Raw genomic sequence first — 21476 nt, forward strand, 5'->3', positions numbered from 1 at the left:
CGGCGGGGTTATTTATCGCGCTATGGCCCCCCCCCCCCCGTGGGCGCGCCGAACCGCCCGGGGGGGGGGGGGGGGGCGCCGTCCGGGGGCCCACCCGCCCAACCCGGGGGGGGGCCACTATTGTGAGAAAACGCAACACCCGCCTCAGTTCGATGTCATGTCTATCGTGGGTGCGACTTCTGCGCCTTCGGTCACAGAGGTATAGGGGGCGAGCGGTTCTGCGCCGTGGATGATATTCGCACCGATCGTGTCGGGGAAGGTGCGGATCGTGGTGTTATAGGCGCGCACGGCTTCGTTATAATCGCGGATGGCGACCGCGATACGGTTTTCAGTGCCTTCGAACTGGCTCTGGAATGCAAGATAGTTCTGGTTGGACTGGATGTTGGGATAGGCCTCGACAGTGGCCAGCAGGCGTCCGATGCCCTGGCTGATTTGACCCTGCGCCGCTGCATATTGCTGCATCGCTTCGGCATCGCCAAGATTGTCTGCGGAGATGTTTACGCTGGTCGCCCGCGCCCGCGCTTCGGTCACTTCGGTCAGGATCGACCGTTCGTTGTCAGCCGCGCCCTGAACGATTTCAGCGAGGTTGGGGATAAGGTTCGCGCGGCGTTGAAACTGCGCCTCGACATCGGCCCATTTGGCCTTGGCTTCTTCTTCGGCCGCAGGAACCGAGTTTATTCCGCAAGCGGCCATGGTCAGCGACGCGGCGGCAACAAAAATCGCGCGTCCGAAATTGCGAAAATTCATATCTATCCCTCCAAAGAGCGCGCCATTGTTCAAGCAATAGCGGCGCGCTGAAATCTGTATTGCGGATATAGCACACCTGTTCCCCGGTTCAAGGACAAGCGCAGCGCCGCTGGCACTTGGCAGTTTGGCGTGAAGCTGCGAAAGACGCGTCAATCGGCACCATCTGAGGGGATCAACATGCTGTCAGAATTCAAGGAATTCATCGCCAAGGGCAACGTCATGCAATTGGCCGTCGCGGTTATCATTGGCGGGGCGTTTGCCACCATCGTGGCGTCGTTGACCGGCGAAATCATCATGCCGATTGTCGGTGCGATCTTTGGCGGGGCGGATTTCTCGGCCTATTTCATACTGCTGTCCGTGCCCGATGGGTATGAGGGTTCGACAACCGATTATGCCGCGCTGAAAGAAGCAGGTGCAGCGATGATCGGTTACGGCGCATTCCTGACTGCGGTGATCAATTTCGTGATCCTCGCTTTCATCATTTTCCTGCTGGTGCGTTACACGACAAAGGCGATGGCGCAGATCGAGAAGAAGGAAGAGGAAGCGCCTGCGGAGCCCGCAGGCCCGACCGAGATCGAGTTGCTGACAGAAATCAGGGATGCGTTGAGGAAGTGACAGCTTAACTCCCCTTCCTGTTTGCGGGAAGGGGATAGACACTTCATATTCAGGAATTGCGCGCTATATAGGCGCTGTCGGGCAACCGACTATGGCGATAAATTGCTGCGTGCAATAGGCACAACGGACCCGGGGGCAGTACCCGGCGGCTCCACCACCTCTCCCGGTATCGCGGGGGAAATGCTGGGGCCGAACCAGGATCGACGTGGGCTGAAAAGCGTAGTTTTTGCCCGGGCTGAGTAACCCGTAATAGGCTCATTCTCATAAGTGCAAACGATAACGAAGCACTCGCAATCGCTGCGTAATTTTAAGGCTTAACGGCCTGAATTTACAAAGCTAAGCGCGGTTGGACCGACCGGGCAACAGAACGGATACCGGGGCTCCGGGGGTAGCTAGCAACAGAAACCCCCACTTTTCTGCTTTCCTGATTTCAGCGGGTGTCGATCTGGGAACGACGGTCCTCCCCCAGCTCGAACGAAGGCGCGGGTAGCTAGCAACAGAAACCCCCACTTTTTGCGCTTTCTTGATTTCAGCGGGTGTCGATCTAGCAACGACGGTCCTGCCCCGGCCCGAACGAAGGCGCGGGAGCCGAGCAACACAATCCCCCACTTTTCCAATTCGTATTCTATGAATTTCAGGCCGATGCGTTTCGGTCGGTTGCTGCTGCCGCCCGCAATTCTGCCAGTTCCTTCTTTGCCTTGAGCGAATCGAGGATCGCCGCACCCGCCAAAAACACCGCGCCGGTGGTCGCCAGAAACAGCAGTTTGCCGCCAAATCCGGGGTATTGCGTAAGGTAGGCAGAGCCGCGCGCGGTCGCGCCCAGCGCCAGCGCGTAGATGATCACGAAGGCTTCAAACCTGTTCTTGATTACGAACAGCCTTCCGATCTTGCGCAGCATGGACTCTCCTTTGGCCCATCATCCCGGGCCTTAACCTTTGACGATGCACAGCGCGTGCCAAGTGCGGAAATGCGCCGGTCCAAAGGGTTAACGTGTGACGCAGTGTAAGCGGTGCCGACGCAAAGGCAAATGCGTTAACCTTCAATCATCGGTTCAGATCAATTCGCCCAGCTCCAACGCTTCCAGCAGTGCGGCGCGCGCGGCGATCACCTGTTCGGCCAAGTCCGCGTTGCCGATATCGGCGGGGTCGATCTGTTCGGGCCAGCGCGCGGCGATCACCTGTTCGATCCGGTCGGCCTTGCCCGCATCCAGCAGAAAGCGCGGATCGACGGTCACAGGGTCACATACGACGCGCAGCCGCAGACAGGCAGGGCCGCCGCCATTGGCCATGCTTTGGCGGACATCGACCGGGATTGCCTCGCGGATCGGACCGTTGGACGCCATCATCCGCTGGGCCCATGCCCAGACGCTGGGGCTCTCGCGGCATTCCTCGGGCACGATTAGAGCCATGCTGCCGCCGGCCCCGGACCCCGATCCGGGCAAGGTCAGCAATTGCGCGTTGAACAGATAGGTGCGGATCGCCTCGGCAAGGCTGACCTCGTCGGAGGGCACTTCAACCACTTCGAGCGCGGGAAAGGCGGCGCGGATCGCGGCATAGGCACCCTGCTGATCGGCGAAGGCCTCTGCATGGGTGAACAGCACGCGTTCATTGGCGACTGCAACGACATCGTTGTGGAACGCGCCCGCTTCGATCGCGGCGGGGTTTTGTTCGATGAACACGCATTTGCCGGGATCAAGCCCGTGGCGGCGCGCGACCAGACGGCTCGCCTGTTCGTGCTGGCGTGCGGGGAAGCGCCCCCCCGGTTTGCCATAGACGAACACCTCGACCCCGGCGCTGTCATGGCTGTCGCACAGCCGCATGTGATTGGCCGCGCCTTCATCGCCAAAGGTCGGCGGAACCGGGCCATGCAAAGCGAAATGTTCGCGGTCGCCAAACGCCAGCCTAAGCTGACGCAAAGTGTCCGGCCATTCCTGCGCGCGGTGGAGCATGGTGACGAGGTTGGCGGGCGTCAGATGGCAGCGCCCGTCTGCGGTGTCGGGCGCCGGGCTGACGGTGGCGGCATTGGCGGTCCACATGCTCGATGCCGACCAAGGCGCTGCGCGCAAGGCGGCATCCTCGCTGCCATCATAGGCCAGAACTTCGGTGAGCAAGCCGTTGGGGCGGGGCAGCGGCAGCAGGTATCCCTGCGCTCCCAGCCGCGTCAGATTGCCGCGCATCTTGGCCACCCCCTGAAGCGCAGCGGCGCGGGGATAGGACGGGTCGCCCCGGTGGCTGGCACTGGCAATATTGCCAAGGCTGAGCCCGGCGTAATTGTGGCTGGGTCCGACGATTCCGTCGAAATTGATTTCCTTCAGCGTCATCGCCCCACGCTCCAGATATTATCGCCCACGCTGACATCCAGTGCATCTGCCGAGGCCGCGTCGATAGCGATGCCGCCTTCACCGTCAAATTTGCGCGCCCCGTAACAGGCGCGGAATGTGTCGAGCCGCCCGGTTGCCAGTATGGCGCGTTCACCTTCGGCCAGATCGTGCGAGACCAGCTTTGCCTCGACCGAGTTCTTCACGCTGGTCACATCATCGGTATGCGCCACCATGCTGGGGCCGCCGTCGAAAATGTCGACATAGCCATCATAGCGGAACCCTTCGTTTTCGAGCATCCGCATCGCCGCGCGCCCGGTGGGGTGGGGCACGCCGATGACGCTGCGCGCGTCTTCCGACAACATCGAGATATAGACCGGATGTTTGGGCATAAGATCGGCGATGAATTGATTGCCGTTGATTGCGTTGAAATAATCGGCGTCCTGAAAACTCATGCCGAAGAACCGTCCTGCGACCCCGTCCCAGAATGGTGATCCGCCGCGCTCGTCGATAATTCCGCGCAGCTCAGCCAGAATCCGGTCGGCAAAACGCTTGCGGTGCATGGCGACGAACAGGTAACGGCTGCGCGCCAGCAGCAATCCCAGTCCCCCGGCGCGTTCATTGGGGTGAAGGAACAGCCCGCCGACCTCGCTCGACCCTTCGAGATCGGTCACCAGGCTCAGCAATTCGGCGCGCACCGTGCGGTCGAGCGCCTGCGAATATTGGGTCAGCGTGTTGAGCCGGTATGAATAGAACGGCCATTGCTGTCCCACCATGGTCATCAACTGGCAGGTGCCGCGCACCGCTTTCGTCTGCAGATTTTCGAGCACCAGCACAAATTGTTCATCGACCAGCGCGTCTTCTTTATTGGCAAATGCCTGCGCGGTGCGCTCTAGCTTGGTCGCCAGCGCCTTGCGATCGGGCGGCAGATTGGTGAAGCCCCCGCCGGTCAGCTTGGCCATTTCATACAGATGTTCCAAATCGGAAGGGCGCGCCGCGCGCAAGCGAAAGGTCAAGGGATGGCTCCTTCTGAGAGGCGCTGGATAACGCGCGCGGACAGCGCGGCGCGTTCGGCAAGGCTGGCGGTGATAAGAAATTCGTCGGCGGAATGGATAGCGCCGCCGCGCACCCCCATCGTGTCGACCACGGGCACACCGCAGGCGGCGATATTGTTGCCATCGCAAACCCCGCCAGAAGGTTGCCAGCGAATGTCCTGCCCCAGCTCTGCGCCGCATTGGCGCACCAGATCGAAGAGCTTCTGTGCCCGCGCGTCAACCGGCTTGGGCGGGCGCGTGACCCCGCCGTGGCGATGAGTGCCGACGCCGTGTTCGCGCTCAATCACGCTCAGAACCTCTTGCAATGCGGCGTCAAAGCTCTCCATCGCGGCGGTGGACTTGGGGCGGATGTTGAACCGCAGAACCGCGTGGTCGGGCACGACATTGTTGGGGCCGCCGCCTTCAAGTCTGGCGGGATTAATGGTGATATCCTCGCGCTCCATCGCCTTTAGCCGGAGGATCAGATCGGCCGCCGCGACGATGGCGTTGCGCCCGTCTTGCGGATTGCGCCCGGCATGGGCACTTTTGCCGGTGAAGGTGATCGAATAATTCCCGGTGCCGCCGCGTGCATGCGCCAGCGTGCCATCGGGCAGGGCGGCAGGTTCATAGGTCAGCGCTGCCAGCTTGCCTTGCGCCAACTCCGCGATCAGCGCGCTGCTCGCCAGCGATCCGGTTTCTTCATCCGAATTGATCAGAACATCATATCCCAGCGACCCTGCGCTGGTGGTGCTTTCAAACGCCAGCAGCGCGTGCAACATGACAGCGATGCCGCCTTTCATGTCGGCAACGCCCGGGCCGTTCAGCACGCCGTCTTCCATCCAGCGCAGGTTCTGGAACGGGTGATCGGAAGGAAATACGGTGTCCATATGCCCAGTCAGCAGGATGCGCCGATTGGCGGCGGGGCGCACCTTTAAAACCAGGTGCTGGCCATGCGGCTTGGCATATTCGCTGCCGTCCGCCGCAATCGCTGTGACCGGGGCGGGATCAACCAGATGCACCTCTCCGGGCAGGGCGGAAAACGCCGCGCCAAGCTGCTCCGCCTGCCGCGCCAGCCCGCCGAGATTGCTGGTGCCGGTGTTGATCGCGCACCATTGCTGCACCTGATCCAGCATCGCGCTGGAATCGAAGTTCGGGAGAATTTCGGATTTCATCGGGGACCACCTCTAGCGGGGCAATTCACTTGTTCCAAGCCGTTGCAATTGGCGCGGCTCTTGGCCATAGGCTGCCCGTCCTCCTCCCCGGGAACCGAACAGTTCGATTCATGAGGACAATAATGACAAGCATGACTGACCGCGCCGGGCTTTCGATTGATAGACGGTTGGTGGATTTCCTTGAAACGCAGGTGCTTGCGCCGCTTGGCCGCGATGCGGCGACGTTCTGGGACGGGTTCGCCGCGCTCCTTGCAGAGTTTGCCCCGCGCAACGCGGCGCTGCTGACGAAGCGCGAGGACTTGCAGGCGCAGATCGACGCTTGGCATATGGCGCGCGCGGGTAAGCCGCATGACGCGGACGAGTATCGCGCCTTCCTCGAAACAATCGGCTATCTGGTGCCCGAACCGAGTGAGTTCATCATTGGAACCGAAAACGTCGATCCCGAGATTGCGACCATGGCTGGGCCGCAGCTGGTGGTGCCGATCCTCAATGCGCGGTTCCTGCTGAACGCGGCGAATGCGCGCTGGGGCAGCCTGTATGATGCGTTTTACGGCACTGATGCGCTGGATGCGCCGCCCGCGCGGCCCGGCGGCTATGACGCGGATCGCGGCGCTGCGGTGATCGCTCGCGGGCGTGAGTTTCTCGATTCCGCGCTGCCGCTGGTCGACCAGAGCTGGGCCGATCTCAACGATGAGCACGACGGAAAGTTGCAGGACGAAAGTCAATGGGTCGGGCACACCGAGAAGGGCCTGCTGTTTGTCAACAACGGCCTGCATATCGAGGTCGTGTTTGACCGTTCGACTCCAGTGGGTGCAGGAGACAAGGCGGGCATTGCGGATGTCATCGTCGAAGCCGCGCTGACCACGATTGCCGATTGCGAAGATTCAGTCGCGGCGGTCGATGCCGAGGATAAGTTGCTGGCCTACACCAACTGGCTCGGCATCATCCGCGGCGATCTGTCGGAGAGCTTTGCGAAGGGCGGAAAGACGCTCACCCGCACGCTGGCGGGCGACAAGAGTTACACCGCGCCCGACGGCACCGAGCACAGCCTGCCGGGCCGCAGCCTGATGTTCGTGCGCAATGTCGGCCACTTGATGACCAATCCCGCGATCCACCTGCCTGATGGCTCCGAGATTCCCGAAGGCATCATGGACGCGGTGTTCACTAGCGCGATCAGCACCTTGGACGTCGAGGGACACGCCAAATACGGCAATTCCAAACACGGCAGCATCTACATCGTGAAGCCCAAGATGCACGGGCCGCAGGAATGCGCCTTCACCAACGACCTCTTCGACGCAGTGGAAGACCTGCTTGGCCTGCCGCGCCACACGATCAAGGTCGGCGTGATGGATGAGGAACGCCGCACGAGCGCCAACCTCGCCGCCTGTATCCACGCCGTGCGCGACCGCATCGTCTTCATCAACACCGGCTTCCTCGACCGTACGGGGGATGAAATTCACACCTCGATGCGGGCCGGACCGATGATGCGCAAGGGCGAGATGAAGGGCTCCGATTGGCTCAAGGCTTACGAGGCGCGTAACGTTGCCATCGGCCTGCGCCACGGCCTCTCTGGCAGGGCGCAGATCGGCAAGGGCATGTGGGCCGCGCCCGATCTGATGGGGCAAATGATGGTCGAAAAGATCGCGCATCTGCGTGCAGGCGCGAACACCGCATGGGTGCCATCGCCGACCGCCGCGACGCTCCACGCGCTGCATTATCATACAGAGAATGTGTTTGCGATCCAGCAGACCTTGCCCGAACCGCCGGGCCTCGACGCGCTGCTGACGATCCCGCTGGCGGAAGGCGTCAACTGGTCCGAGGCCGAAATCCGCGATGAACTCGACAATAATTGTCAGGGATTGCTCGGCTATGTCGTGCGCTGGGTCGATGCGGGCGTGGGCTGTTCCAAGGTGCCAGACATAAACGACGTGGGCCTGATGGAAGACCGCGCGACTTTGCGCATCTCCTCGCAGCACATCGCCAACTGGCTGCTGCACGGCGTCGTGAGCGAGGCACAGGTGATGGAGAGCCTGACGCGCATGGCCGCCAAGGTCGACGCGCAGAACGCGGGCGATCCGCTCTATGTGCCGCTGATCGGCAACGAGGACGGCGCAGCCTTCAGCGCGGCGAAGGACCTGATCTTCAAGGGGGTGGAGCAACCGAGCGGGTATACCGAACCGCTGCTGCACGCATGGCGATTGCGCAAGAAGGCAGGGTAAACCAATTGTCTACCGGATTCATCTAAGGTTCTCGGGATAGCGAATTCCGAGCGCTGGAGATAATCCGCATGGGCGACATTTTTGAACAGCTTTATCTGGCGGCGGTCAGCATGGTCAGCCTTGGTGTGTTCGGCGGCCTCGCTTTCTACATCATGCATGCCAGCCACTCACGGTGGCGCGAGTATGAGCTGTCGTATGCAGCGATTGCGCCGCGCGAGCCGACCGCAAAGCGGCTGGCTGGAATGCTGCGCATTGCGCCGCCGGGCTTTCGCTGGGGGCACCTGTCGGGCGAGTGGAAGTCGGAGCGCTATCCGCCGGTTGTGCTCGGCGTTCACCCCGACGGACTAAGCTTGACGATCGTCCCGCCGTTCAGACATGGCTGCCGCGACCTGTTCCTGCCGTTCGACAAGATGACAATCGAGCCAGCCGCATGGGACCTGATCGACAGAGCCTATGGCATCCAGATGGAAGGCGTTTGCAGCTTAGAAATCACTATATTTTCCAATGTCATGGAATGGGCAGCGGAGAAATCGGAGATCCTCAAACTGATGCTCCAACGCGCCGAACTGGTGCGCGGGCTGCAGCGCGCATGAGGCCGAAGCGATGACCCGCCGAATTTTCCGCGCCTACCTTGCCGGGTTGGCTGCGCTGGTGGCGTTTTCGCTCAGCCCATTCGCGGTGCTTGGCGGGTTTGTCGTGACAATATCGCTGTTTATCCCCTTGATGTTCATGCTGGCTGCCATCGGGGTTGAGGTCAAAGGGCAGACCATTGATAGCCTGTTGCTGGTGATTTTCATTGGTTTCAGCACGATCATGGCGCTGGCGGCGGGGCTGTGGTTTTACCGCGCCGCTGACAGAGCCGACAAAGGCGATGATGACGGGGCGCGTCGGGTTGCGGCAGCTGGCTTTACGCTGTTGGTAATCCCGGCAGTGATCTATTTCTTTTTCAATGCCTTGCCGGGCATCTGAGCCGCACTGTCTGAGCCAAGCACCCGCGCCACCCCCACGAATTCCACCACATTCACAGTTTCAGCCCGCCGCGTCTCGTCGATCCCCAGCGCCGCCAGCGCCTCCAGCGCGCCGGGCACGCCCTTGAGGCTCTGGCGTAGCATCTTGCGGCGTTGGCCAAAGGCGGCTTCGGTCAGGCGCTCTAGCATCCGCGCCGACACGCCCTCGGGCATTGTAGCGGCCACAACATGCACCACCGCGCTCATCACCTTGGGCGGCGGGGTGAAGGCGCTGCGGTGGACCTTCATCGCCAGTTTTGCACTCGCGCGCCACTGCGCCAGCACTGCCAGCCGCCCATAGGCATCGTCTCCTGCGGCGGCGACAATCCGTTCGGCGACCTCGCGCTGGAACATCAGGGTCAGCGATTGCCATTGCGGCGGCCATTCCTCCCCTGAAAGCCACTTTACGAACAGCGCGGTGCCGACATTGTAGGGCAAGTTGGAGGCGATATGAAACGGCGCGCCGCCCATTACCTCGCCATGATCAAGCTTCATCGCATCGCCTTCGATCACGGTCAGCTGGCCGGGGAAGGCTTCGCCCAGTTCCGCAAGCGCGGGCAAACACCGGCGGTCCATCTCAATTGCTGTGACCTTCGCTCCGGCGCGCAGCAAGGCCCGTGTCAGCCCGCCCGGGCCGGGGCCGACCTCAAGCACATTCGTTCCCGATATATCGCCGGGAAGCGCGGCGATCCGGCCCAGCAATTGCTCGTCGAGCAGGAAGTTTTGCCCCAGCGCCTTGGACGCGGACAGGCCGTGGCGCTGGATGACCTCGCGGATCGGAGGGAGGTCAGGCATCAGCTCGCGCCGCCGCCATTGTCCCCGCCAACCGGATCGCGGCAATCATCGCGCCGGGATCAGCCAGTCCTTTGCCCGCGATGTCGAAAGCGGTGCCATGATCGGGCGACGTGCGGATGATGGGCAGGCCGAGCGTGACATTGACGCCCTCGTCAAACTCCAGCGCCTTGATCGGGATCAGCGCCTGATCGTGATACATGCAAAGCGCCGCGTCATAGGTCGCGCGCATCCGAGGGGTGAACAAAGCGTCGCCGGGGATCGGGCCGATCACGTCGAAACCCTCGGTTTGCAAGGCGGCAATCGCGGGCGCGATGAAGCGCGCCTCTTCGTCGCCAAACTGGCCATCCTCGCCCGAATGCGGATTCAGCCCGGCGATTGCGAGGCGCGGCGCGGCAAGGCCGAAATCGCGTTTGAGCGCGGCGGCCACGATCCGCGCCTTGTGAACGATAAGCTCGGGCGAGAGCAGAGCAGGGACAGCGGCCAGCGCGACGTGCACTGTCAGCGGCACAGTGCGCAGGCTCGGCCCGGCAAGCATCATCACCGCGTCTTCGGGATCAAGCCCGCAAACCTCGGCGAGGAATTCGGTCTGGCCCGGATATTCAAATCCGACCCGGCCAAGCCCCGCTTTGCTGACCGGGGCGGTGACAATGGCGGCGGCGGTGCTGGCGATGGCGCAGCGGACCGCCTCGGCCAGCGAATGAAGCGCAAGTGCGGCGCCTTCGTCGTTGGGAGCGCCGGGAGTGTAGCGCGGGTCGCCGGCGGGGCCCTTCATCACGGGCAGGCCATCGGTAAAGGCCGCCAATGCCTCAGCCGGGTCGCTGATGACAACAACCGGACAGCCAATGCCGCAGTGTTCCTCCGCCGCAGCCAGCACATGCGCGCCGCCGGTCACAAAGAACGGCTGTGCGCCGTGCTTTAGCTGCAAATAGCTGCGCAGGATGATCTCCGGCCCGATCCCCGCCGGATCGCCCAGCGACAGAGCGAGCGGGAGAGGGGCCGATGCGTCAGCCAAGGCGCAGGCTCAATTGTATTCGATATAGGCGTCGTTGCGCAGATCGCGCAGGTAACGTTGCGCGCGCTTGTTGATGCGCTCTTCTTCGATCGAATTCATCACCGATTGGAAAGTCGGAGCGCCCGCATCCTCTGGATCGTCGCGTCCGCAGAGCATCAAAACGCGCACCCCGTCCTGCGGGCTGCCGAACGGCGGAGTAGCCTGGCCCACTTGCAGGTTGAGGAGAATATTCTGAAGCTGTTCGGGCAGTTGCCGCGCCTGGATTTGTTCGTTGGCGACCACGCTCGCGCCGAGCACCTGCCGGGCGCTGTTGGCGTCCGAGCAACTGCGCAAGGTCTGAACAAAGCTAGCAAATTCATCAATCCGGGCGTTGGCGTCGGCTTCGCGTGTGCCTTCGGGAAAGGCGATCGAGATCTGGATCAGACTGAGCATGGCATCGCGCGGATCGGCGGTCAGCACCTGCTGTTTGTCGATCAGATAGATAATCGTGAAGCCGCCGGGAATCTCCAGCGGGCCGACCAACTGACCGGGCTGCATCTGGCGCGCGGCATCGGCCATTGCCGGCGGTAGGGTTCCGAGCCGCAGAAAGCCGGTATCACCGCCAACCACCGCTGTGGTTGCTTCGGAAAACTGGCGTGCATAGGCGACGAAGCTGCCGCCCTGCTGCAATTGTTCCATGATCCGCTGCATGTTTTGTAGCACCGCGTCGCGCGTTTCCGCGGTGGCGTTCATGTAAATCTCGCCAAGCCGGTATTCCTCGGTCCCGCGCGATGCTTCAAGCCGAGCGAGCACATCGTTCACTTCGTCCGCGGACACATTGATGAAGGGCGTAATGTTCCGGCGCAGCAGGTTCTCCCAAGCCAGTTCCCCTTCGATCTGGCGCTTCAACGCGGCGGGGGATGACCCGATGGAAACGAGATATTCGTCCATGCGCTGAGGGTTCTGGCCGAAATTCTGTGCGGCAAGCTGTTCATAGGTCTGTTCGACCTGCGCCGGTTCGACTGGCAGTTCAAGCGCGGCGGCAGCCTGAATCTTCAGCGTTTCGTCAATCAGATTGCGCAGCACCTGCAAGCGCAGACGTTGCAGTTCCTCATCCGAAACTTCCGCCTCTGATGCATTGGTGACGAGCGATACGCGCTGATCGATGTCGGTGCCGGTGATGACATAGCCGTTAACCACCGCTGTGGCGGTGCGTTCATTGGGATTGTCGCTGCCATAAACGGTGAAATTTTCTGGAATGCCCAGCGGGTTGTTGGAGGTGGGCACCGCCGTTGTTTGCGCGGCAATAGGGGCCGCAAAACCGGCGGCCATGATCGCGCAGCCGATCAGCCCCGCCGACACAAATGATCCACAATTTTTTGAAAATGCCTGCAACGTCACGCTTTGGTTTCCCGATTTAGTAAATGTCTTGCCGCACGCCGCCCCGTTTGCGCCAAGCTTGACCCAGATCCAGCGGATGCCGCCCTCTGGCTTAACACTAGCTGAGCGCTCCGGGCGGTCCCTTAACCGCTTTTCCTCGCGCTGCCAACGCGCGCGTCCGGTTTGGCCCCGCAATAATCACGCTGTCGCGGATTACTCTGGCCTAGCGAAAGCCAAGATTGCGCAGGGCGAAGAACACCTGAAACGAATTGCCGCGTTCGGCATCGCCCGCGCTGATGAAATCGCGCCGCCAAGTTGCACCGAATTCAATGCAATCATCGCGGTAGGCCACGCCCAGCCGGGTGCGGATCGGTTCGAAGCCGTCGGGCGCGAACACCGGATCTTCGGCGGCGCTGGTCAGGTTGAACACGCCCGATCCGAACACTGACCAATTGCGCCCGATGGTAAACCGTCCGGCGGCGCGCAATTCCTCGCGGTCCTGCAAATCCTCAACTGTTTGAATATCGCGGTTGAGCCGCAGATAACCGATTTCGATGTAGTTGCGCTGCGAGCCGATAGCAGCGTCGATTTCGTTGCGGCGCAGCGCGAGATTATCCTTGTCGATGCGAAACCGGTGAGTGAAGGACAAATTGTTGCGCAGCCGCACTTCGGTGCGTCCGACAAAGTCTGACACACGTTCGGACAGGCCGGTGCCATCGGGGAATATGTTGCGCTGATTGGAAAAACCGAAGGATTGCCCGATGGTCGATTTCACCCGCCAGCCGGGTTTGTTCAATTCCCAGTCAATGCCCAAAGTAACGCGGGTTCCGTCCTCGACCCGGTCATATCCGGGAAAACGGTTGAGCGAGAACAGGTTGGAATCTTCCAGATCGATCGCGCGCGCGTCTTCATTGGGTACTTCGAGGTTGCGGATCGGCGGACTGGCGACGATCTGCACGCGCGGTTTGATCACCTGCGTGCCGCCAAAAGCCTCACCCACAAACGGCCATTCGATGTCGATTGCAGCGGTGGCCACGCCGCGCGCGCTCCAGCCTTCGGTGCCGCGATAGACCTGCGTCAACGTCGCCAGAGTGTTTTCCGTATTGTAGAGATCGCCGCGCACCAGCCCGGTCAGCGTGACCACTTGGCCCAGCGCGGTCAGTCGCCGCAAATCCCACCGTGCCCCGGCAAAGGCCCGCTGCGTATCCTGACCTTCATCACGGATCAGGCTAAGCGTGTTGAATTGCAATTGCAGATCACCGCCCAGCACCGGATCGTTCAGGACCCGGCGATAATCGAGCGCGGGAACCGCCAGCGGGATTTGTCCCTGATCGGCGTTGATCCTGAGCGTCTGGGTCGCCCAGCCAGCGATGCTGAGATAGGAATTGTCGTCAATCCGTTCCAGATTGACGGTCGAGCGCAGCCGGTCATCTCGGCTGATGTCATACCGGCGCAGGAATGTGCGGTCGCTCGCCAGCCGGATCGACCCGGTCAGGCTCCATTCGGGTGAGAACAGGAATTTGCCATTGGCAAACACATAACCGCGCAAATCGCTGGAGGTGGTTGGTGCCGCGCCAAAGTTTGAAACCCGGTTGCTCGAAGTGGCGTAGCCGGTGATCTGATAGGCACCCTTTTCGGTCAGATGTCGCCACTGTGCAGTGGCCATCGGCGCAGCATCGGAGTAAACTGACGCGCCCAGTGTAAGGTCCTTGTTATCGGCGAGCCGCCAGTAATATTCGCCGCGCAGTTCCAGCCCATTGACCTGATCAAAGCGGATATCGGGCACCAGAAACCCGCTTTCCGCGCCGCCATCGGTGCGAATGGCCAGGCCCGGCAGTGGCACCAGCCGCGCGCCGAACAATTCCAGCACCGCGCCGGTAAAGGTCACGCGCGCCGCTTCGGGATCATAGGTGACCCGGTCTGCCGTGATCCGCCAGCTTGGGTCGGTATCGCAGCCGTCCTCTCCCGCCACGGAGCAAGCGGAATAGGCGGCATCGGTCAGTTCTACGGTGCCGTCCTCGCTGCGCGCTGCCGAACGCGCGGCTAGCCTGCCTCCGGTGCGCAGTGCCAGCAACAAATCGTCCATCGCACCGGCTTCGAATTTATCATTCAGCGCCATGCTTTCGGTGAAGATCTGATTGCCGCTGTCATCGACAAAGCGGACATTGCCGCGCGCCTGAATTTCGCCGGTGGTGCGGTTCCATACGACTTCATCGGCGCGCACCGATCCCCTGTCGCTGCGCAGGACAACCGCGCCGCGCGCGGTCACGGTGTCCGCATTATCGTCATAGGCGATCTCGCCCGCCTCAAAACCAATGCGCTGCGATGGTGCGATTGGCGGGTCCGATGCGCCAATAATATCGGCTGGTGCATTGTCCTGCGCCGTCGCCGGAACTGCGCAGGTCAAGGCGGCAAGCGCCATCGCTCCAAACGCCAGCGGGCTGGTCATACAGGGCAAGAATGTGCAGCGGGCCGCGTTTTCGCCAACCCTGTAGTGTCCCGACATGGCTTGCCTATTGCACCGCTCGCGCCTAATCGCAATCGCCATTCCCGGGGCGCAATTTGATCCAGGATCAATCGTGCACAATGATGGTCCGGGCGGTCCCCACGGCGGCTTTCGCGCAAAGCCGATGAACAACCGGAGCATGCATGCACATCCATTTTACCGACACTTCTCCCGCCAATATCCGGCTGATTGCTCGAATTGTGAATCAGGGCGATGCACTGGCGGATCTTGATCCAGCGATGGCCGACGGTGCGCCCGCTGCGCGATTCAAGGGCAGTGCAGGGCAGGTGTTCGAGGGTTTCACCATGCATGATGGTGCTTTAAAACGCATGGCAATCGCCGGTGCGGGGGAGCGCGATGCGGAAGCAGACAAGCGCGTGCATCACCTCGAACGCGCTGGGTCGGCGTTGACCGCGAAATATCTGCGTTCGGGCGAGGCGGCGATGGTGCTCGACCTTGGCCATGCCGGACTTTCGGGTGAGGAGGCGGCATCGGTGCTGCTGGGCGTTCGGCTGCGCGGCTGGGCCTATGACAATTACCGCACCACGTTGTCATCGGACAAGAAAGTCACGCTGGAAACGGTGCATGTGATCGGCGCGCCTGCAGGCACGGCAGAGGCGTGGGAGACCAAGGCTGCGCTGGCGACTGGGGTGGAATTTACCAAGCGGCTGGTCACTTTGCCGCCCAACATCCTGTATCCTGAAAGCTTTGTGGCGCTGTGCGAAGAGGCGTTTGTCGGGACCGGCGCCGAAATCACCGTGCTCGATGACGATGCCATGGCCGAATTGGGCATGGGCGCATTGCTGGGCGTAGGGCAGGGGTCGCGGCGGCCCTCGCGCCTGCTGGCAATCCGCTGGAACGGCGGCGCTTCGGGAGACAAGCCAACCGCGCTGGTGGGCAAGGGCGTGACCTTCGACACTGGCGGCATTTCGATCAAGCCTGCTGCCGGAATGGAAGACATGAAATGGGACATGGGCGGCGCGGGCGCGGTTGCGGGCGGTATGCTGGCGCTGGTTCTGCGCAAAGCCAAGGCGAATGTCGTCGGGGTCATAGGGCTGGTTGAAAACATGCCCGATGGCAACGCCCAGCGGCCCGGCGATGTCGTCACCACCATGAGCGGGCAGACGGTCGAGGTTATCAACACCGATGCCGAAGGGCGGCTGGTGCTGTGCGACGCGCTGCATTGGACGCAGGAGCAACACAAACCTGCCCGGATCGTCGATTTCGCCACGCTGACCGGGGCGATGATTATTGCGCTGGGCAATGAACATGCGGGCGTTTTCGCCAATGATGATGATCTTGCCGGGCAATTGCTGAGCGCGGGCGAGGCCACTGGCGACAAATTGTGGCGCCTGCCTATCGGCCCCGCCTATGACAAGCTGATCGACAGTGCGATTGCCGATATCAAGAACGTTGGCCCGCGTCAGGGCGGATCTATCACCGCAGCGCAATTCCTCCACCGCTTTATCAAGAAGGGCACCCCCTGGGCGCATTGCGACATTGCGGGCACGGTATGGTCGGAAAAGCCGGGACACAGCTGGGACAAGGGCGCGACCGGATATGGCGTGCGCCTGATCGACCGCTTTATCGCGGATCTTGCGGAGTAGTTTCGATGCCGAAAATGCGGAAGAAATCCGATCTTCCGTCAAAGATTTGCGCGACTTGCGGGCTTCCCTTTGCATGGCGAAAGAAATGGGAGCGCGATTGGGACAACGTGCTCTATTGCTCTGAACGCTGCAAAAAGGGCAAGGCTGCATCGCTATGAAGGTCGATTTCTGGCAGATTTCGCGCGACCCGGCTCCCAAAGTCGTCGCTCTGATTGCGCAGCGGGTAATGGATGCGGGTGAGCGGTTGTTGGTGGTCAGCAGCGATGCCGCACAGCGCGACGCTATCTCGCGCGAGTTGTGGAAAGCGGGGCCGGAGAGTTTTCTCGCCAATGGCGACGCCTCCGCCCCCGGCGCAGAACGGCAACCGATCCTGCTTTCGGCAGTCCCCGACCCTGTCAACGGCGCCAGCCATGTGATCTTTGCCGATGGCGAATACCGCGAAAGCACCGGATTTGCCCGCGCGTTCCTGTTGTTTGACGAAGCCACCGTTCAGGCCGCGCGGGCAATCTGGAAATCACTCGACGATGCAGAGGGCCTTGAACGCGCCTTTTTCCGGCAGGATGGCGGCAAATGGATCAAGGTCGCCTAAACCCCCTCCTGCGACCGAGCTTGCGCAATAGGGCATGATCGGCAAGAATTGTGCGATCATAGGGGAGGATCAACATCATGCGGTTTTTGACCATCGCCATTCCTGCCGCCGCTCTGGCACTAAGTGCCTGCGGGTCGGAAACTTCGGGCGAATTCACCACCGAGGACGGTGAAACCGGCGAATACACGATCGATCAGGAAAGCGGCGCGGCCAGCATGACGATTGACACGCCCGATGGAGAGGTGTCGATGCGCAGCGGTGCGGATGTGCCGCTTGACCTGCCAGCAGGCTTTTCGTTGATATCGGGCGCGAAAGTGATCTCCAACACGGTCGTCGATCAGGCCGACGGCAAGGGCACAATCATCAGCTTCACATCGGAAAAAGCGCCCGAAGCAATCGCCGAATATTATCGCAAGGAGGCCGAGGCCGCGGGCATCGACATCCAGATCGAAACCAGCATCAACGGCGGCAAGATGCTGGGCGGAGAGGGGCCATCGGGCACAACCTTTTCGGTGACCGCATACCCGTCGGATGATGGCACAACCGGCCAATTGCTGATCGGTGAAGGTGTGGGTTAAACGCGAACTTTCGCTAATGCTTGAATTGCTGCGCTGCGAAGGCTAGTTGCCCGCCGGAAATCACCCCGGTGCGACACTGCACATCTCATTCAAGGAATACAGTCATGGCGGTCACCCGCACCTTTTCGATCATCAAACCCGATGCCACTCGCCGCAATCTTACCGGCGCGGTCACCAAGATGCTTGAGGAAGCTGGCCTGCGCGTCGTCGCTTCCAAGCGTATTCACATGACCCGCGAGCAGGCAGAGGGCTTCTACGGCGTCCACCGTGAGCGTCCGTTCTTTGGCGAACTGGTCGATTTCATGATGAGCGAGCCGGTGGTGGTTCAGGTTCTCGAAGGTGAAGACGCCGTTACCCGCAACCGTGACATCATGGGCGCGACCAACCCCGAAAACGCCGAACCCGGCACAATCCGCAAGGAACTGGCGCTGTCGATCGGTGAAAACACCGTCCATGGTTCTGACAGCGAAGAAAACGCAGCAATCGAAATCGCATTCTTCTTCAGCGACAACGAAATCGTCGGCTGATCGAACTGACCTGAGGCATTCGAAGGGCCGTCTCCGCGAGGAGGTGGCCCTTTTCACTTATCCCGCCTCGGCAAAGCGCGCCAATTGTGCCGAATGCGCGTGGTGGTTTCCGGTTTCGCTTGCCGCCATCATCTTCCGCATCGCGGCAAGCGCTGTGGGCGAAAGGTTGAGGCCCAATTCGGCGTAGCAGCGGCGCATGGCTGCCTCCCAGTCGGCGTTGAGATCATCGAAAGCCAGCCGTGCGAGCGGGCCGTTCCAATCGGCAAGCGCAATGGCAATACGCGCCTCACGCAGAGCAATCTTGTGCTGCCAGCGCGCCTCGATCGCGGCGAGATCGCAGCTGTCGGATTGCACCGCCATCTGGTTCGCGGCGAGCGACACGGCGCTGCGCAGCACCGCGCCGTGCTCGCGGTGGGCAAGCACCAACCGGGCATCAGGGAACTGCGCGAGCAGAACAGGCAGATCCTCGGCAAAGGCGGGCACTTTCAGCACGCGCGGCAGTCCCGCTACGCCGCGCGTCGCGGCGTCAGTGCGCAGGATGCGGGCAAATTCGCGGTAGATCGGGGCGGCCCCCCGCGCCTCGCTCCACGCGCTGTAGCTCGGTATGTGCCACTGCGATTCGTAGATCGAATGGTGCAGCGCCGCCGAAATCCACGCCAGTTCCTCTTCGACCCCGCCTGCCGTCATTGGGTGAATCGACTGCATCCACGGATTGAGCGCGCCGAGCATCGCCAGCTCCAGCGCCGCCTTCACCCGGTTCATGGCGAGCGGGGCGGGGACGGGGTGATAGGCATCGCAATAGCGGGTGTGCGAATGCGCCGGATCGGCTGCAAGCAATTGATGAATCCGCGTGGTCCCGCTGCGCATATGGCCAATCACAATAATCGGCGGGGCAATCGGGGTGTCGAGCAATTCGGGCCGACGGGTCCAAAGAGCGCCGAATGCAAGGCGGTTCTTCACCACCCTTAGCAATTGCCCATAGGCCATCGCCCGGCCCAGTGCGTTCAGGTCAGCTTCTTGGTTCACAGCAGCAATCAGCCGCGTCAGCCGCTCGCGGAAATCGGCGACGTCTTCGGGACTGCGCCCGCCGCTTTCAGCCGCCGCGCCAAGCGTTTTTGCCGCCAGCGTCCACAGCGCATCGGCGCGGAGTTCAGGCGCCGGAAGCCAGCCGCGTTCCCATGCCCGCGCCAGAAACGCATTGGTCCGTTCAGCCAGTCTGCCGCGCGCAAGTGGATGAGGGCGGACCGGCGCTGGCATCAAAACATATCCGCGGCATCGTGCAACCGGCTGAGCCGCGTCGGGGCCACGCTGCGCCAGCTGCGCTCCAGCCAATCGGCAACATGGTCCCAATCGACGCTCGCCCGGTTGAGGATCACCCCAACCCATCCGCTTGCGCCGTAATAGGCGGGCTTGAAATAGACCTCGGGCTGGGTTTCGACGAGGTTCAGCAATTCGTCCATGCCGCCGGTTTTGACGAGCACCGCAATATGGCGCGAGCCATGATGCTGGTCGGCGAAATGGGCGAAGAACTTGCCCGATTTTTCGGAGCCGACCCGGAAGCCGGGGGAACCATGGCTTTCGCGTTCATGCACTTCGGGCAGAGCGAGCGCGATCTCGCGCAGCTTGGCAAAGAGATATTGGGGATCGGTCCCGCGCGCGACATATTCTGCGACGGCGCGCGGATAGAGCTGATGTTCTGCCAGCTTTACGCGAGCGCTGAGCGTAGCGGGCGTGTCACCCATAGCAATGGCAACGCGGGCCTGCGCCAGCACCTCGCCCGCATCGAGCTCCGGCGTGACCAGATGGACGCTCACACCCGCATGGCTGTCGCCCGCTGCAATTGCGCGGACGAAGGTGTTCAACCCCTTGTATTTGGGTAGCAGAGAGGGGTGGATGTTGAGCATCCGGCCCGCCCAACGCTCCACAAACCCGTCCGACAGGATGCGCATGTAGCCCGCCAGCACAATGGTGTCCGCGCCCGCTTCCAGCGCTGCGGCTTCCATCGCGGCATCGTGGTTCTCGCGGGTCATGCCCTTATGGGCGAGGGCAAAGGTTGCAATTCCCTCGGCCTCGGCCAGCGCCAGCCCTGCGGCTGCGGGGTCGTTGGAGGCGACCAGAACCACCTCGTATGGGCAGTCCCCAATCCGGCTGGCATAGAGCAGCGCGGCCATGTTGCTGCCCGCGCCAGAGATCAGGATGGCGATGTGGGTCTTGTCAGGCAGCGGGTCAGGCAAGATGCGTCGCGCTCCAATCGCTCTTGGCCGCCCATGTCTCGATACTGCCGCGCACCGTGCAGCCTTTTGCGCTCGCTTCGATACGGCCAACCGGGAACACGGTTTCTCCGCAGGCTTCGAGCCTTGCGGTCACATCGGCGACCTTCTCCGCCGCCACGCTCAGCACCATGCCCACCCCGCAATTGAAGGTGCGCGCCATTTCCTCAGGCTCGATATGCCCTTGCGCCTGTAGGAACGCCATAAGACGCGGCTGTGGCCACAAATCGGCATCGACCACAGCATGCGCGCCCTGCGGCAGGATGCGCGGGATGTTCTCCAGCAAGCCGCCGCCGGTGATATGAGCAAGGCCATTGATGAGCCCTCCTCGGATCAAGGGTAGCAGGCTGGAAACATAGATTCGCGTCGGCTCAATCAAGGCATCGATCAGCAGGCGTTCCTGATCGAACAGGGCGGGGCGGTTCAGTTTCCAGCCCTTGTCCGCCGCCAGTCTGCGCACCAGCGAGTAACCATTGGAATGCACGCCTGACGACGCCAGCCCGATCAACACATCGCCCGGCGCGACCCGTGCGCCGGTCAATTGCTCCCCGCGCTCCACCGCGCCGACGCAGAATCCGGCAAGGTCATAGTCGCCCGGCGCATACATCCCCGGCATCTCTGCCGTCTCACCCCCGATCAGCGCACAGCCTGCCTGCTTACAGCCCTCTGCGATCCCCGCGATCACGCGCGTGGCAACGCCGTTTTCGAGCCTGCCGGTGGCGAAATAATCAAGAAAGAAAAGCGGCTCTGCACCCTGCACGATCAAATCGTTGACGCACATGGCGACCAGATCAATGCCGACGGTGTCGTGCCGGTCATGCTCAATCGCCAGTTTCAGCTTTGTCCCCACACCGTCATTCGCCGCAACCAGCAAGGGGTCGGAATATCCGGCGGCTTTCGGATCGAAGAACCCGCCGAAGCCCCCCAGTTCACTGGTCGCGCCGGCGCGCGCAGTGGCCTTTGCGAGCGGGGCGATTGCCCGGATCAAGGCATTGCCCGCGTCGATGGACACGCCTGCATCGGCATAGGTGTAGGGGGAGTTTGGATCGGTCATGAAGGGGGGTTTAGCCATTCATGCTTGGAATTCCACTCGCCTTTGGGCAAAGGACGTCAAGATTTCCC

At 61.9% G+C, this 21476-nt stretch carries 21 protein-coding genes and 1 other RNA gene; 10 read left to right on the forward strand and 12 right to left on the reverse strand.

Going from position 1 to position 21476, the window contains the following annotated elements:
• Positions 1-144: 144 nt before the first annotated feature.
• Positions 145-747 carry a LemA family protein gene (locus ACM64M_RS11425; protein ID WP_416228823.1) on the reverse strand — a complete coding sequence of 201 codons (603 nt, stop codon included), beginning with the start codon at positions 745-747 and terminating at the stop codon, positions 145-147.
• 177 nt (positions 748-924) lie between these two features.
• On the opposite strand from ACM64M_RS11425, the gene mscL reads away from it, so the two are divergent.
• Both mscL and ssrA read left to right on the forward strand, forming a co-directional pair.
• Positions 925-1362: a large conductance mechanosensitive channel protein MscL gene (gene mscL, locus ACM64M_RS11430; RefSeq protein WP_416228824.1), complete on the forward strand. Its 438-nt coding sequence runs from the start codon at positions 925-927 to the stop codon at positions 1360-1362.
• Between the two features lie 38 nt (positions 1363-1400).
• Positions 1401-1775: a transfer-messenger RNA gene (gene ssrA / locus ACM64M_RS11435) on the forward strand.
• 221 nt (positions 1776-1996) lie between these two features.
• Here the strand turns inward: ssrA and ACM64M_RS11440 are convergent.
• The 4 genes from ACM64M_RS11440 to ACM64M_RS11455 form a co-directional block, all read right to left on the reverse strand.
• Positions 1997-2260 (reverse strand): hypothetical protein, encoded by a 264-nt coding sequence (locus ACM64M_RS11440; protein ID WP_416228825.1) that lies wholly within the window; start codon positions 2258-2260, stop codon positions 1997-1999.
• A 153-nt stretch (positions 2261-2413) separates the two neighbouring features.
• Positions 2414-3682, reverse strand: a complete 1269-nt coding sequence (locus ACM64M_RS11445) for an N-succinylarginine dihydrolase (protein ID WP_416228826.1) — start codon at positions 3680-3682, stop codon at positions 2414-2416.
• Positions 3679-4695 carry an arginine N-succinyltransferase gene (locus ACM64M_RS11450; RefSeq protein WP_416228827.1) on the reverse strand — a complete coding sequence of 339 codons (1017 nt, stop codon included), beginning with the start codon at positions 4693-4695 and terminating at the stop codon, positions 3679-3681. Before ACM64M_RS11450 ends, ACM64M_RS11445 begins: the two co-directional genes overlap by 4 nt.
• A complete protein-coding gene (locus ACM64M_RS11455; protein WP_416228828.1) occupies positions 4692-5885 on the reverse strand; it encodes a hydrolase in 1194 nt (397 codons plus the stop codon). The genes ACM64M_RS11450 and ACM64M_RS11455 overlap by 4 nt, the downstream gene beginning before the upstream one ends.
• A gap of 122 nt (positions 5886-6007) precedes the next feature.
• Between ACM64M_RS11455 and ACM64M_RS11460 the strand changes: the two genes are divergently transcribed.
• The 3 genes from ACM64M_RS11460 to ACM64M_RS11470 all read left to right on the forward strand — a co-directional run bounded on the left by ACM64M_RS11460 (position 6008) and on the right by ACM64M_RS11470 (position 9073).
• Positions 6008-8104, forward strand: a complete 2097-nt coding sequence (locus tag ACM64M_RS11460) for a malate synthase G (protein ID WP_416228829.1) — start codon at positions 6008-6010, stop codon at positions 8102-8104.
• A gap of 68 nt (positions 8105-8172) precedes the next feature.
• Positions 8173-8697 (forward strand): hypothetical protein, encoded by a 525-nt coding sequence (locus ACM64M_RS11465; protein WP_416228830.1) that lies wholly within the window; start codon positions 8173-8175, stop codon positions 8695-8697.
• Positions 8698-8707: 10 nt separating this feature from the next.
• Positions 8708-9073 carry a hypothetical protein gene (locus tag ACM64M_RS11470; RefSeq protein ID WP_416228831.1) on the forward strand — a complete coding sequence of 122 codons (366 nt, stop codon included), beginning with the start codon at positions 8708-8710 and terminating at the stop codon, positions 9071-9073.
• Here ACM64M_RS11470 and rsmA read toward each other — a convergent pair.
• From rsmA to ACM64M_RS11490, 4 genes are all read right to left on the reverse strand, one after another.
• Entirely contained in the window at positions 9040-9906 is an 867-nt protein-coding gene (gene rsmA / locus ACM64M_RS11475; protein ID WP_416228832.1) for a 16S rRNA (adenine(1518)-N(6)/adenine(1519)-N(6))-dimethyltransferase RsmA, read from the reverse strand. The genes ACM64M_RS11470 and rsmA overlap by 34 nt on opposite strands.
• Positions 9899-10918, reverse strand: coding sequence for a 4-hydroxythreonine-4-phosphate dehydrogenase PdxA (gene pdxA, locus ACM64M_RS11480; protein WP_416228833.1), 1020 nt, complete (start codon positions 10916-10918; stop codon positions 9899-9901). The genes rsmA and pdxA overlap by 8 nt, the downstream gene beginning before the upstream one ends.
• 9 nt (positions 10919-10927) lie before the next feature.
• A complete protein-coding gene (locus ACM64M_RS11485) occupies positions 10928-12229 on the reverse strand; it encodes a peptidylprolyl isomerase (protein WP_416228834.1) in 1302 nt (433 codons plus the stop codon).
• A 271-nt stretch (positions 12230-12500) separates the two neighbouring features.
• Positions 12501-14726 (reverse strand): LPS-assembly protein LptD, encoded by a 2226-nt coding sequence (locus ACM64M_RS11490; protein ID WP_416228835.1) that lies wholly within the window; start codon positions 14724-14726, stop codon positions 12501-12503.
• Positions 14727-14926: 200 nt separating this feature from the next.
• Between ACM64M_RS11490 and ACM64M_RS11495 the strand changes: the two genes are divergently transcribed.
• The 5 genes from ACM64M_RS11495 (at position 14927) to ndk (ending at position 18084) form a co-directional block, all read left to right on the forward strand.
• Positions 14927-16390 (forward strand): leucyl aminopeptidase, encoded by a 1464-nt coding sequence (locus ACM64M_RS11495; protein WP_416228836.1) that lies wholly within the window; start codon positions 14927-14929, stop codon positions 16388-16390.
• A gap of 5 nt (positions 16391-16395) precedes the next feature.
• Positions 16396-16548: a DUF2256 domain-containing protein gene (locus ACM64M_RS11500; protein WP_416228837.1), complete on the forward strand. Its 153-nt coding sequence runs from the start codon at positions 16396-16398 to the stop codon at positions 16546-16548.
• Positions 16545-16979, forward strand: a complete 435-nt coding sequence (locus tag ACM64M_RS11505) for a DNA polymerase III subunit chi (RefSeq protein WP_416228838.1) — start codon at positions 16545-16547, stop codon at positions 16977-16979. Before ACM64M_RS11500 ends, ACM64M_RS11505 begins: the two co-directional genes overlap by 4 nt.
• Before the next feature lie 77 nt (positions 16980-17056).
• Positions 17057-17557: a hypothetical protein gene (locus tag ACM64M_RS11510; protein ID WP_416228839.1), complete on the forward strand. Its 501-nt coding sequence runs from the start codon at positions 17057-17059 to the stop codon at positions 17555-17557.
• Between the two features lie 104 nt (positions 17558-17661).
• Positions 17662-18084, forward strand: a complete 423-nt coding sequence (gene ndk / locus ACM64M_RS11515) for a nucleoside-diphosphate kinase (protein ID WP_416228840.1) — start codon at positions 17662-17664, stop codon at positions 18082-18084.
• Between the two features lie 57 nt (positions 18085-18141).
• Here the strand turns inward: ndk and ACM64M_RS11520 are convergent, their stop codons facing one another.
• Genes ACM64M_RS11520 through purM form a run of 3 tightly spaced genes read right to left on the reverse strand, consistent with a single transcriptional unit; the run spans position 18142 to position 21408 of the window.
• Positions 18142-19341, reverse strand: a complete 1200-nt coding sequence (locus tag ACM64M_RS11520) for a sulfotransferase family protein (protein WP_416228841.1) — start codon at positions 19339-19341, stop codon at positions 18142-18144.
• Positions 19341-20318 carry a phosphoribosylglycinamide formyltransferase gene (gene purN / locus ACM64M_RS11525; protein ID WP_416228842.1) on the reverse strand — a complete coding sequence of 326 codons (978 nt, stop codon included), beginning with the start codon at positions 20316-20318 and terminating at the stop codon, positions 19341-19343. The genes ACM64M_RS11520 and purN overlap by 1 nt, the downstream gene beginning before the upstream one ends.
• On the reverse strand, positions 20311-21408 hold the full coding sequence (gene purM / locus ACM64M_RS11530; RefSeq protein ID WP_416228933.1) for a phosphoribosylformylglycinamidine cyclo-ligase: 1098 nt from the start codon (positions 21406-21408) through the stop codon (positions 20311-20313). Before purM ends, purN begins: the two co-directional genes overlap by 8 nt.
• Positions 21409-21476 lie beyond the last annotated feature (68 nt).

Origin of the sequence: Qipengyuania sp. ASV99, from assembly GCF_047872805.1 — a bacterium.
Taxonomy (GTDB): domain Bacteria; phylum Pseudomonadota; class Alphaproteobacteria; order Sphingomonadales; family Sphingomonadaceae; genus Erythrobacter.